The sequence below is a fragment of the Vibrio sp. S/42/10 genome, from assembly GCF_029890535.1.
Taxonomy (GTDB): domain Bacteria; phylum Pseudomonadota; class Gammaproteobacteria; order Enterobacterales; family Vibrionaceae; genus Vibrio; species Vibrio cyclitrophicus.
The window spans coordinates 91151-104513 of sequence record NZ_JAKMZC010000007.1; the positions used below are offsets into that span (position 1 = coordinate 91151).

Here is a 13363-nt window from a genome sequence, read left to right on the forward strand (position 1 = left end):
TCCCTATCGATTGACTAACCAATTCAACAGATCCGACGCACTTTATGACAGACACAAAAAAGCCCCGCTCTCATTGAGCGAGGCTTCCAATTATCAAATCTTAATTAGGTATTAAGCTTCTGCTTTCTGTAGTTCAGTTTCTTCGTTCTTTTCAACGCCGATTGCGCCTTCAGACTTAGCAACGATAGTGTTAACCGCTGTATCACCTACTACGTTAGAAGAAGTACAGAACATATCGTTGATACGGTCTACTGCAGCAATGATAGCTAGACCTTCTGGTGGTAAACCTAGTTGGTGCAAAAGAACACCGACCATTACAACACCGCCACCCGGAACACCACCAGCACCGATAGACAGTAACAAGATAGTTAGACCAAGAGTAAAGATGTCAGCAGTGTTGATTGGTTGACCGAATGCGTTTGCTACGAACATTGTCGCTAGTGCGATGTAGATAGATACACCAGACATGTTCATTGTCGCGCCTAGTGGAACACCGAAACCAGCCACTGATTTAGATACACCAAGCTTTTCAGTTAGGGTGCGCATTGTTACAGGAATTGTCGCATTCGAACTTGCTGTTGATAGTGAGAAAAGGATTTGCTCACGGATTGCACGTAGGAATTGCTTAGGTGTAATACCTGTCGCGATGCCAACCATCATTGGGTAGAAGAAGAAAATCCAGAACACTAGCATTGCAACAACCAGTGCTACATAACCAGCTACCGACATTAGCGTGTCTGCATCAAGTGTTGCACCTAGTTGAATCATCAGTGCGAATACACCAAACGGAGCCAGACTCATTACTAGGCCGATAAGCTTCATCATGATTTCATTAGCCATCTTGAACGTTTTGATCGCTGGACCACCACGTGAGTCAAGCGCTTGAATAGCAAGGCCTGTCAAAATTGCCATGAAGATAATTTGTAGCATGTCGCCACTTGCAAACGCCTGAACAGGGTTGCTAGGAACGATATTTACAACTAGAGAGAAGATATCTGGAGTTTCAGTTGTTGTTAGTTGAACTGTCTCTGAAATCGTACCCGCTAAGTCTGCGCCTGCACCTGGTTGGAAAATAAGGCCAACAGTGAGAGCTGCAGAAATCGCGATGATGGTGTTGATAATGTAAAGAGCAAAAGTTTTACCACCTAGGCGACCGAATGAACGGATGTCTTTCAATTCAACGATTCCACATACAATAGAAACGTATACCAGCGGAACAACCAATAGTTTGATCAAAGAGACAAACATCCCACCGACACCTTCTGCTAAACCAAGCAGGTAAGTATCGAATACCGCAATACCGCTGAATAGGTACTGAATAGCAGTACCAATAAGTAGGCCAGCAAACAAGCCTACAAAAATCTTACTTGAGAGCGATTTATCCATCGTTCTTCTCCAGTTTGTTGTGTTTGAAATTTGTACTTTTATAGTTATATATGCGACCAAAATCGCTATATTGCAGTGGATTTTACATACAAAGATAACAATTAAAAGCATTTATTTACAAAAACATTACAAATGTGACATCAAAACATTTCACAGATATCAACTAGTTTCATAATATAAAACTCTAAATTAATAATCTGGGTAAAATTAAAGGAACGACATTCTTAATGCACCAATGATGACTATTTACGTGGATTCTCAAGTGATAGGCATAAAAAAAGAGAGGCATAAGCCTCTCTTCTCATTTCACATTAATTAGTGAATTATTTCGCGACCGCTAAAAGTCACTTAACGATAAATTACTTAGCAACCATTACCATCGCAGGGCGAACTACACGACCGTTTAGCTCGTAGCCTTTTTGCATCACGAACATAACCGTGTTTGAATCGTGGTCAGGGCTCTCTTGAATAGACATCGCTTGGTGGAATTCAGGATTGAACACTTCACCTTCAGGATTAATCTCTTTAAGGCCAAATTTAGCAACAGTATCTACGAATGTTTTATGCGTTAGCTCAACACCTTCAAACAATGGTTTAACCACTTCGTTTTCTGCATCTGCAGCTTGCATTGCACGCTCTAGGTTGTCGATCACAGGAAGTAGACCTTCAGCAAATTTGTTCAAAGCGAATTTACGCGCTTTATCAATTTCTTGCTCGCTACGACGACGCATGTTCTCAACTTCAGCTTTTGCGCGAAGAACAGAATCTTGCTGCTCTTTCACTTTAGATTCGCTAGAAAGCAGTGCCGCTTCTAGTTGAGCAATTTTTGATTCCTGCTCATCAGCCGCGTCTTCATTCAGTTCAGCTTCTTCAACTTTCTCTGCTTCAGCAATGATCTGATCTAGTTCTTCTTCGGTTACTTTGTTTTCTTCGTTGCTCATGATATCTCCAGAATTCGTTTTCAATGCCAGTGACAGGCGTGTTTGCGCCTCAAATTGATATAAAACACTCGCATAGACGTTCAACTTGCCTTTATTATGGGGATGAAGAATTTTGATTCAAGCCTAATTCGTTTGGAAACGTTATGAAAAAGCCATTTGAAGTCATCGCTATTATTGGTAAACCTCGAGATCAGCAAGCAATTCAGACTCATAGAGAGCTCTATCAGTGGTTAAGTACTGAGGGTTATCAAGTATTTGTTGATGATAGGCTCTCCAGTATTTTGGACGATATCCCACAAGAACATTTTTCTAGCCTGATTGAGTTAGGTAAACGAGCCGATCTCGCAATTGTTGTGGGTGGTGACGGAAATATGCTCGGTGCGGCTAGAATATTGTCGCGTTTCGATATTTCAGTCATCGGTGTGAACCGAGGAAACCTTGGCTTCCTAACCGATCTCAACCCTGAAAACTTCCAAAGCGCACTTATCGATGTACTCAAAGGTGAGTTCATGGAAGAAGAACGCTTCCTACTAGAGACTGAAATTCATCGTCATGGCCAAATAAAAAGTCATAACGCAGCGCTCAACGAAGCCGTACTTCACCCAGGTCAAGTCGCACACATGATCGAGTTCGAAGTGTATATTGATGACAGCTTTGCGTTCTCACAGCGTTCTGATGGTTTGATCGTATCGACTCCAACGGGTTCAACGGCTTACTCGCTTTCTGGTGGTGGCCCTATCTTGTCATCAAGCCTCAATGCAATCTCGCTAGTGCCAATGTTCCCACACACGCTTTCAAGTCGTCCATTAGTGGTTGATGGCAAACGTCGTATTAAACTTATCGTATCGCCTGATAACCGCGGCACTCAGGAAGTAAGCTGCGATGGTCAAATTTCACTGCCTGTTTCTCCTGGCGATGAGATCCACATTTACCAAAGCCCGAATGTACTCAAGCTGATTCACCCTAAAGACTACAACTACTACCATGTCCTACGTAACAAACTAGGCTGGTCAAGTAAGCTGTTCTAATTGAATTAGCGACTCTGGCAGTAGACGAAAATTTGAAAGGTTGACGATGTTCGTCAGCCTTTTTTTTGCCCGTCGAAACCTTATAAGTCCTCATAGCCCTAATGTACCTCATCCCTTCACGCCCAGACTAAGTTGGGAATCTATAGCAGTTTCAGTAGCCTACAGGCAACCTCAATTCTGAGATCTGTCACAAAAAAATTTCACCTGTCGACTTTACTGTATAAAGAAACAGTATATACTGAGCTTATATACAGTATTGTTCAGTTATACAGGTAAATAAAAATGCTGGCTCATTTAAGTGTTAATAATTTCGCTATTGTTAAGTCTTTACAGCTAGAACTCTCTAAAGGCATGACAACAATCACCGGTGAAACGGGTGCGGGTAAATCTATCGCTATCGATGCTTTAGGCTTATGTCTTGGGGGAAGATCTGATGCAGGAATGGTAAGACAAGGAGAAGATAAAACCGAAGTCAGTGCCGCTTTTTTACTTGAGAACAATCTGCACGCTACACGCTGGTTAGAAGACAATGAACTGCTTGATGGCAGTGAATGCATCCTACGTAGAACCATCTCCAAAGAAGGTCGCTCTCGTGCATTCATCAACGGTAGTCCTGTCCCTCTTTCACAATTGAAATCACTAGGGCAGTTGTTGATCAACATTCATGGCCAACACGCGCACCACCAGCTGATGAAAAGCGACCACCAAATGGCCATGCTTGATCAATACGCAGGCCACTTAAACCTATTGAAATCGACACGTAATGCTTACCAAGCATGGCGACAAGCCGATAACCACTTAAAAGAGTTACGTGAAAATAGCCAGCAAAACCAAGCTCAAAAACAGCTTCTAGAATATCAAATCAAAGAGTTAAATGAGCTATCTATTGGGGAGGAAGAATATGAAGACCTCGAACAAGAGCATAAGCGCCTCTCCAATAGCGGAGAATTGGCCTCAACCTGCCAGCAGGCTATCGAGCTTATTTACGAAGGCGAAGAAGTTAATGCGCTTAGTATTCTGCAATCGGCCAATCACTCCCTAATTCAATTAGCTGAGCTTGATGAAAGGTTAGTTGATCTGCCCAACTTACTCTCTGAAGCCATCATTCAGATTGAAGAGACCAACAGTGAACTAAGAACCTACCTAGACAGCATTGATGTCGATCCAGGTCGTATGGTTTACGTTGAAGAACGCTTCTCAAAAGTGATGTCGATGTCTCGCAAGCATCACGTGTTGCCAGAAGAGCTTTACAAGCATCACCAAGATTTATTACAACAAGTTGAAGCGCTTGATTGTTCCGATGAAAAATTGGATGAATTGGCAAACGAGGTAGAAAACCAATACCAATCGTTCGTTGCTAAATCAGAGAAGCTTCATAAATCTCGAACTCGTTACGCAAAAGAGCTCAACAAGCTGATCACGCAAAGCATGCACGAACTGAGCATGGAAAAAGCACAGTTTGCCATTGAAGTGAACAACACCAACACACACCCTTCTCCATTGGGTATGGATAATGTGACCTTCATTGTTTCGACCAACCCAGGCCAACCAATGCAGCCCATTGCTAAAGTAGCCTCTGGTGGTGAACTTTCACGTATTTCATTAGCGATCCAAGTTATCACAGCGCAAAAAGTGGACACACCAAGCCTGATTTTCGATGAAGTCGATGTGGGTATCAGTGGGCCAACAGCAGCAGTTGTCGGAAAAATGCTACGTAAGCTGGGCGAATCGACACAAGTAATGTGTGTGACGCACTTACCTCAAGTTGCCGGTTGCGGTCACCAACAACTGTTTGTAGCGAAGAACACGAAATCAGGTAAAACCGAGACCCAAATGCACACGCTTGATGAGCAACAACGCGTCTCAGAGCTTGCTCGACTGCTTGGTGGCAGCCAGATTACCGAATCGACACTGGCCAACGCAAAAGAGTTATTAATCGCTGCTTAGGTTACATATTCAGCAACTTTCTGATAATTTACCGAAAAATCTTGCCAATTTTGCAACTTAATTCAAAATTGCCAGTCATAACAAGCTCAAAGCGCAAGGAGCTTTTTACTTCTTGCTGGAGCTTGTTTATTATCAGGCAGTATTTTAGCGAAGAAAGATCTCAGACTATGCGAATTAAAAAGTGGTTAGTTGCAGTTCCACTTGCACTAACAATGTTGACCGGTTGCTCTCTACTAGAGAAGTTGGTTTATCGAATTGACATCAATCAGGGTAACTATGTTGAACAAGAAGCTGTCGATCAGCTGAAGTTTGGCATGACAAAAACACAAGTTCGTTACGTTATGGGCTCACCTATGCTTATCGAAAATGGCTACCCAGATACGTGGTACTACATTTACCACCACACAAAAGGCCATGAAGACTCGATTCAAAAAAATCTTGTTGTTAACTTTGATGCAACGGGCACCTTAGTGACGATCAATGGTGATTTTGAAGCCAGTGATGAATTCTTCGAAAGCCTTCGCTAGCTTTCAACCAACAAAGCTTTCCAGTCAAAAGCTATCAGTCGACAAAGCTCTCAGCCGACAAAGTAAGAATCGCAAAAGCCTGCTCACATGAGCAGGCTTTTTAATATCCTGTAACAAATTAATCTTCATTTTCAGGCTAACGGACACAAAAAAGCTCGCCAATATAGCGAGCTCTCTTCTTACTCAAATTTGTTTAGCATTACGATTTAGCTGCAGCCGCTTTTGCTTGTTCAGCACGCTTACGGCGAATCTCTTTGGGATCAGCTAACAGTGCTCGATAAATTTCGATACGATCTTTATCTCGAACGGTTGCATCTAACTTAACGTTGCGGCTGTATACGCCAACTTTATTTTTCGCCAAGTCGATTTCTGGATACAACTCTAAAACACCAGACTGCGCAATAATCTCTTCAACGGTCGCGTTCTTATTTACCACTAAGGTAAATACACGCTGCTCATGTGGAAGCGCAAACACAACTTCTACGTGGATCATATCTGATTCAATAGTCATGGCTTAGTAAACCTGTTTCGCTCGTTGAGTAAAAGCACTGACCATATTGCTTGTCAGTTCATTGAAAATCTTGCCAAATGCCATTTCAATCATTCGACTAGAAAATTCAAATTCTAGTTTAAGTTCAACCTTACATGCTTGGTCGTCTAGAGGAGTGAAATACCAGCCCCCCTCCAGCTTCTTAAACGGGCCATCTACCAGCTCCATTAAAATTTCAGCACCATCCGCCATTCGATTCGACGTAGTGAATGTTTTACTGATACCAGCTTTAGAGACATCAACCGAAGCCACCATCGCGGAATCTGAAGATTCGATCACACGAGAACCAGAACATCCTGGCAAAAACTCAGGATAACGAGCAACATCATTGACCAAGCTGAACATCTGGTCGGCACTAAAAGACACTAATGCTGAACGAGTAACCTTTGGCATATAGACTCCTGTTAAAGACAGCGTTACATTAACACAAACTGCAATTTTAATTGTATTGGGCCAGAGCGCAAATAAAAAGGATTCCCCATCTAGGGCGCATTCCGTATAATGAGGCCATTATGGCAAAGAATAAATCAAAATCAAAAGCCGGTAGTAATACCATTGCGCTTAATAAGAAAGCTCGCCACGAATATTTCATCGATGATGAGATAGAAGCGGGGCTTGAGCTACAAGGCTGGGAAGTAAAATCCCTACGTGAAGGCAAAACCAATATCGCAGAAAGCTACGTATACATCCGAGATGGCGAAGCATTCATCAGTGGTATGACGATTACTCCGCTAACTCAAGCGAGTACTCATATCGTGGCGAACCCAACACGTATCCGTAAACTATTAATGTCGAGAAAAGAGCTCGACAACCTTATCGGTCGTATTAACCGTGAAGGCATGACACTTGTCGCAACCGCACTTTACTGGTCTCGCTCTTGGGCGAAGATTAAAGTTGGCGTAGCGAAAGGTAAAAAGCTGCACGATAAACGTACTGATATGAAAGAAAAAGATTGGGCGAGAGATAAAGCACGAATTATGAAGAGTAATTTGCGTTAATTTTAAGCACTTAAACGCACAGTGCTAGACAGGCAAAGCTTTTCTGGTACTATGCAAATAACACTTGGGGCTGATTTAGGATTCGACAGGAATTTTGAAGTCTGAGGTGCATGCCGTGGGGCGGTTGGCCACGTTAAAAGCCGCAAAAAAATAGTCGCAAACGACGAAAACTACGCACTAGCAGCTTAATAACCTGCTCAGAGCTCTCTTACCCTAGCTTCCGCTCGTAAGACGGGGACCAATAAGAGATCAAACCCAAACTAGCTAGCGCGGATTCTCCCACCTGAGAGGAAAAGCGCGAATTATAATTCAGGTTAGCCTTTAACTAGCGTGTCGGTTCGCAGGTTGCTGGTGAAATTAAAGATCGACTAAGCATGTAGTACCAATGATGAATGATTTTTGGACGCGGGTTCAACTCCCGCCAGCTCCACCAAACGTTTGGAAAGGGCGATAAGTTACTGACTTATCGCCCTTTTTTTGTTTGTTTTTTTGATTCGTGTGCACTTGTACTAAAAGTTGGTACTAATGCGATATCTAAAAATTTCTTCATCGGGAATCTGGCAATTTCGATTTCAAGTTTCTCCCCAGCACCGTCACCTATTCCACAATCGACGCGAAATCAAAGTTTCCCTTCGTACATCTTCACGAGACTTAGCTCTATTGCAAGCATTGGAGCTAGAACTCAATATTCGAAAACAAATAGCAACGTCATCCGACATTGGTAGTTATCAGATACAGCCACAAGTACCTCAATGCTATGGGCGCCCTAAGCGCTCCCTAAAACGCTTAGAGCCATCAGTAGCATTAGATGAATACTACGAGTATAAAAAGGCACATGTAAGCGAAAAGACTGCTCGTGGTTCCTACATGAAATGTAAAGTTGCACTAGAACTACTCAATAAGCAATCTATACCATTGATCAGAAGAATAGACGCAGAGCAAGTCAGGAAACAGCTTTCCAAGTACCCCTCTAACATCAAAAAACATAAAGCCTTTGATGGATTAACAGGAACCGAGGCCATAAAACTCAATCAAGATCTGAGTTATCAAGTACTCAGCGAAGATAGTGTTAAAGACTATTTCCAAAAACTGTCTTCTTTCTTCAAATGGTGTCGACAAATGGAATATACGGATATCAATCCATTTGAAGGTTTTAGGTTCGCTCGCAAGAAGAAAGCAAGTGAGGAAAGACACTCATATTCGAAAGACGACCTAGCCAGGATCTTCCAGCAAGATATTTTCACGAAGCACAACTTTAAACACCCGTATCAGTACTGGCTCCCGCTTCTCGCAAGGTTTTCAGGTGCTAGATTAAATGAGCTGTGCCAGCTTTATGTCACTGACATACATCAAGTCGATGATATTTGGTGTATTCACATTAACGATGTTCACCAAGATAAAAGACTTAAAAATATAGGTAGCCGAAGGTTTGTTCCAATACATTCAGCTTTGATTGAGCTTGGGTTTCTAAAATACATAAATACACTAAATACCGACAGAGTTTTTCCGGAGCTAAAACTAGAAAGAGACGGATATGGAACAGCAGCCTCAAAGTGGTACGGACGTTTCAAATCAAAACTGGGCTTCAGAAAAGGACTAGACTTTCATTCATTTAGACATACTTTTGCGAATGATCTAAAGCAAGAGCTAACCTCTCAATTCATTACCGCTCAGCTACTGGGTCATAACAACCAAAGTGTTACGTATGACAGATATGGTAAAGACTTAAATATAAAAACGTTAAAAGTTAGCATTGAGATAATCAGTAATAATGACACTCGATTCGTTAATAAATATTAAAACACAAGCAGAATTAATTAAGAACATTCCCATCAAATAAAAACCAAATTACTTGTTTTTAAAAACACTTATTAAACCAATATTTGTTTTTAAAAACACTTATTAAAATAACATTTTGTTTTTAAAAACAAAGTTAAGTAAGCTGTTGTTTTTAATAACATTTGATTGAAAACTTACGATTGAACAAAAATAAAGCAAACAGATGTAAGTAGCATTATTTCTAACGAAAAACACTTGCAATGAAAATACATAAGACGGTATTAATAAAAAGGAAATCAATACTGGGAAATATAATGAAACTCTCTTGTTTTTTGAACAGAATAGCTTTGTTCATTAATAATAACTTCGCTCACACTTTCTATCGAAAAAAAGAAGATCTTTTTTCTGTTGTGATCAGACAATATAAAGAAGATCTAAGAACTGATGGGTACAGCGAACACTCAATCAATACGAAGATCTCAAAAGTAGTTCAAGTTATTGAGCTTACTGGAAAGCAAAAGCTAGGAGACATCACAGGAACAGAAGCACGACTAGCAAGGGAGCAACTTAAACTCTTACCTTCTAACATGCACAAAATGAGTGAATTTAAAGGTCTTGATTCAACTTCAATAATCCAACTAAATCGTTCACTCAACAAGCCTTTACAAGCTCCATCTACAGTACAAGGTAAGCTACACGAAACTTCAACGTTCTTTAAGTACCTAATCAACAACCGGATTGTTCAAATGAATCCTTTTACCAGTTTGAAAATCGGTTTGTTCGATCAAGACTCGACTCCAAGGAAACCACTAACTGATGAACAACTTTCTAAGTTATTTGACTTAAAGTGGTTTAAAACAGCTCACCCGAAGAAAAACTTCCAATATTGGATTCCTCTATTATTGAGATTTTCCGGCGCTAGAGTGAACGAAATTGCACAGCTAACGAACTCTGACATCAAGCAAGTTGAAGGGATCTGGTGCATAGCCATACACAATGACAAGCCATCGAACAAACTCAAGACAAAAAACGCCAACAGAGTGGTTCCTATCGCCGATGCGCTACTTCAGCTAGGTTTCTTGGAGTTTGTAAACTCCAAGGAAGGCAGACTTTTCCCTGAAATACCAATGTACCGAGGAACATACAGCGGTTCAGTCTCAAAGTGGGCTGTGTATTGGAGAGGGAAACTAGGCTTTGGGCGCGGCAATGATCTGCACTCCCTGAGACATAACTTTACAAGCGAACTAAAACAGGGAGGAGTCAGAGAGGACATCGCAAGTGAAATAGTTGGACACTGCACAGAAGGTTTTACATACAGAGTTTACGGGCACTCACACCTTCTAGAAGAACTACATCGTTGTGTAAACATGATTAAAACAAATCATATTGAGAACGTGGCAATATTCCACTCGGCAATTAAGGTAAGTCAATGAGTAACACTCTAGAAAAAGTACTCGGGCTCTTAAAAAATCAAGTGGTCGAGTTAGCTGGCTCAAGAACTCAGCCTAATGAAAGCTGCGGTAGAAATACTGAGAATCAGGAACCAACCTCGAAGAATTCACATCGAGAAAAGAAGGTTGATTTGTCATTGAACTGGGAAAAACCAAGGACTCTGCAAGGCGAACTACCGACTGTCCCAGAATTTCTCCCGAAATTGCTACCAGACGTAATAAGTAAAGTCGCTATGTCTGAATCAAGAAGAATGGATAATGCTCCCGCTGAGTACGTAGCTGTATCAACTCTTGTCTGTCTCGCTAGTATTATCGGTAATACCGTAGGTATAAAGCCGAAGCTCAATGACTCAGGTTGGTTAGTATTTCCGACTCTTTGGAGCATGATTGTAGGTTCTCCATCGATGAAGAAAACCCCAACAATGGAAGTAGCCATGAGATTCCTAAGTAAGTGTCAAACTGAGTACTTAGATCCATTAAATCGTGAGAAAGCTAAGCAAGCTGAAATTCACAACAATGTAACTGATACAAGGAAAGAGTCCCTATCTCAAGAAGCTGAGTACGCTCTGAGTGAGGGGGATATAAAACTAGCAAATCAGCTAGCTAAAGAAATATCTCAACTAGAAGAACAACCTAGCTCCCCGCGCTCATTAATTATTAATGATGCAACAATTGAAGCGGTTATCATTCGTTTATTACATAACCCTGTGGGAATACTCTTCTTTCGAGACGAGCTATCCGGATGGTTCGCAGAGCTCCAAAAGAAAGGACGAGAACACGAAAGAGCCCTCTACTTACAAGCATTTAATGCTTCAAAGACACCGTATATTGTTGAACGAGTCGGACGTGAGAACATAACCGTTCCGTCATTAACAATCTCAATTCTTGGGGGAATTCAACCTAAAAAACTCGAAAGTTTGTTAGCGGCAAAACAATCGGGACAAGATGACGATGGTTTATTTGAAAGGTTCCAACTTTGCGTATATCCCGATGAAAATAAATGTTGTTATGTTGATGAGTCACCCAATGAAGAAGCGATTTCAGCACTGTATTCTGTATTTCTCAAGCTAGCAGCTCTAGCTGAGAGAGATGCCGTCATTTGTGAATTCGATGATGAAGCACAGGAAGTCTGGAATAAATGGTCTTTACAACACTCTAAGTCGATAAAGGCTGTAAATTCTGAGTGGCAAGCAATGAAAGGGAAACAACCAGCCCTTTTATCTAAACTATCGCTTATCTTTCACTTGGTTGAAGAGGCTGAAAAGTGTAATTCTCAGATATTTTCGTTCTCGAAAAAGATCGGTGTAAGACACTTGAAACGAGGCATTGCATGGCTCACATATCTAGACTTCCACTTAGAAAAGATTATGCAATTAGGTCGTAATGAGCCCAATCTAAATTCTGCAAAATCATTACTGAAGAATTTAGCTAAATTCGAAAACAAGTTTACAAAACAACAACTCGCCCAAAAAGGGTGGCGTTGTCTGAAGACGCCAGAAGATAGAGAAAAAGCAATATCCGCTCTCGTTTCTTGTGGGTATATTCAAGAGGTAGCTCAGCCAAATAAGCACTTCGTAATCCATCCTGATTTCTGTCGGTAAAAACAAATAACCTACAACACCTACATAACTATCAATATGTAGGTGTTGTAGGTTCTCAGGATCTACTAGCCTTTAAATAAATCTTTACCATCAACCGCGAGTCGGCAATAAATGAAATTTATTGTTGGATCGTGGTTAACACTCCCACTCAAATCTCAACATAGGGAACTGGTCGTGAATCTCACTAATGAAGCGACTCGTGTTATCCCGTCCCCAATTTCTTGCAACATAGAACTCTTCACCTTGGTAGCTCAACTCTGGCTCTCTATTAGCACGATATTTTTTGTATTTATCTTCAGTCCCTTTGATCTCATCTAACCTCTTTAACAACTGAAATGAGCAACTTTTGTTATTTCGCAAAAACTTAAAACCTTCACTGTCAATTAAGCCGTATTTATCCAAAGCTCCGACTGCACAAAAACCCACGTCAGATTTTTTAAAGCCTTGCTGGTAAAGTTCATCATTTACATAAAGGTTAAGTAGAGAGCGATCTTTACTGCTCGATCTCGCAGCTCGCTCTTCTCTTTTCTTATGGCGAACTTCAATCTGATAATCCAATGCTTCAGGGAGTGGAATTATTTGTTCTACATTGAGCAAAAGGCGCTCATCTAGTCGAAGTGGGTTTAAACGAACACAGGTGATGTCTAGCCCCATATCATTAACCCAAAGCACCGATGTCGTGATCTCTTTGGAAAAATTTCGCGCAGCAAGAACAATGCGAACATCCTTGCCAAATTCATCTTCTTGAGGCGAATCCCAATCAAGAAAATCAAGCAACGAGCTTTCGGCATCCTGCTCTTGCTCTGTCTTAGCTAAGAACTCTTTATAAGCACTAACAGCTTGATCCCAAGTAAGGTTAGCCACCATAGCGGCATAACGAATGGCTTGAAGCTCCATATGACCACCATCGTCATCCCTTTTTAGTTCAATGACGACGAGGTTCGCTGATTTGTCTATCCCTAACAAATCAATACGGCGATTAGACTCTACAAAATGGCCGTACTCTTCTGCGATCACCAGAGTATCAGGGCTAATAGCCTCGATATTGGCTCTCAATAAGCGTTGAATATCTTGCCTTTCCTTTAGCTTCTCTACTTCAAAAGAAGTCGGTTCTATCTTAACTAGGGTATCTTTCGCTAACTCATAGATTGCCAT

12 protein-coding genes and 1 other RNA gene are annotated in these 13363 nt (G+C 41.3%); 8 read left to right on the plus strand and 5 right to left on the minus strand.

Going from position 1 to position 13363, the window contains the following annotated elements; translation table 11 throughout:
• Nucleotides 1–111 precede the first annotated feature (111 nt).
• Both L8S15_RS10005 and grpE read right to left on the minus strand, forming a co-directional pair.
• A complete protein-coding gene (locus tag L8S15_RS10005; RefSeq protein WP_010438926.1) occupies nt 112–1386 on the minus strand; it encodes a dicarboxylate/amino acid:cation symporter in 1275 nt (424 codons plus the stop codon).
• A gap of 359 nt (nt 1387–1745) precedes the next feature.
• Complete coding sequence (gene grpE / locus L8S15_RS10010; protein ID WP_010438924.1) at nt 1746–2327, minus strand: nucleotide exchange factor GrpE; 582 nt, start codon at nt 2325–2327, stop codon at nt 1746–1748.
• Between the two features lie 143 nt (nt 2328–2470).
• Between grpE and nadK the strand changes: the two genes are divergently transcribed.
• The 3 genes from nadK to bamE all read left to right on the plus strand — a co-directional run bounded on the left by nadK (nt 2471) and on the right by bamE (nt 5829).
• Entirely contained in the window at nt 2471–3355 is an 885-nt protein-coding gene (gene nadK / locus L8S15_RS10015) for an NAD(+) kinase (RefSeq protein WP_010438923.1), read from the plus strand.
• Nucleotides 3356–3637: 282 nt separating this feature from the next.
• On the plus strand, nt 3638–5302 hold the full coding sequence (recN, locus tag L8S15_RS10020) for a DNA repair protein RecN (RefSeq protein ID WP_010438921.1): 1665 nt from the start codon (nt 3638–3640) through the stop codon (nt 5300–5302).
• Between the two features lie 167 nt (nt 5303–5469).
• Nucleotides 5470–5829 carry an outer membrane protein assembly factor BamE gene (gene bamE / locus L8S15_RS10025; protein WP_010438918.1) on the plus strand — a complete coding sequence of 120 codons (360 nt, stop codon included), beginning with the start codon at nt 5470–5472 and terminating at the stop codon, nt 5827–5829.
• A gap of 199 nt (nt 5830–6028) precedes the next feature.
• Here bamE and L8S15_RS10030 read toward each other — a convergent pair whose 3' ends face one another.
• A complete protein-coding gene (locus L8S15_RS10030; protein WP_010438916.1) occupies nt 6029–6340 on the minus strand; it encodes an RnfH family protein in 312 nt (103 codons plus the stop codon).
• 3 nt (nt 6341–6343) lie between these two features.
• A complete protein-coding gene (locus tag L8S15_RS10035; protein ID WP_010438915.1) occupies nt 6344–6772 on the minus strand; it encodes an SRPBCC family protein in 429 nt (142 codons plus the stop codon).
• Between the two features lie 119 nt (nt 6773–6891).
• Between L8S15_RS10035 and smpB the strand changes: the two genes are divergently transcribed.
• The 5 genes from smpB to L8S15_RS10060 all read left to right on the plus strand — a co-directional run bounded on the left by smpB (nt 6892) and on the right by L8S15_RS10060 (nt 12208).
• Complete coding sequence (gene smpB, locus L8S15_RS10040; protein WP_004735156.1) at nt 6892–7377, plus strand: SsrA-binding protein SmpB; 486 nt, start codon at nt 6892–6894, stop codon at nt 7375–7377.
• Between the two features lie 66 nt (nt 7378–7443).
• Nucleotides 7444–7810: a transfer-messenger RNA gene (gene ssrA / locus L8S15_RS10045) on the plus strand.
• Nucleotides 7811–7902: 92 nt separating this feature from the next.
• Nucleotides 7903–9177 carry a site-specific integrase gene (locus tag L8S15_RS10050; RefSeq protein WP_280572892.1) on the plus strand — a complete coding sequence of 425 codons (1275 nt, stop codon included), beginning with the start codon at nt 7903–7905 and terminating at the stop codon, nt 9175–9177.
• A 239-nt stretch (nt 9178–9416) separates the two neighbouring features.
• Nucleotides 9417–10589: a site-specific integrase gene (locus L8S15_RS10055; protein WP_280572894.1), complete on the plus strand. Its 1173-nt coding sequence runs from the start codon at nt 9417–9419 to the stop codon at nt 10587–10589.
• On the plus strand, nt 10586–12208 hold the full coding sequence (locus tag L8S15_RS10060; protein ID WP_280572896.1) for a DUF3987 domain-containing protein: 1623 nt from the start codon (nt 10586–10588) through the stop codon (nt 12206–12208). The genes L8S15_RS10055 and L8S15_RS10060 overlap by 4 nt, the downstream gene beginning before the upstream one ends.
• A 135-nt stretch (nt 12209–12343) precedes the next feature.
• Here the strand turns inward: L8S15_RS10060 and L8S15_RS10065 are convergent, their stop codons facing one another.
• On the minus strand, nt 12344–13363 hold the full coding sequence (locus tag L8S15_RS10065; protein WP_280572898.1) for a hypothetical protein: 1020 nt from the start codon (nt 13361–13363) through the stop codon (nt 12344–12346).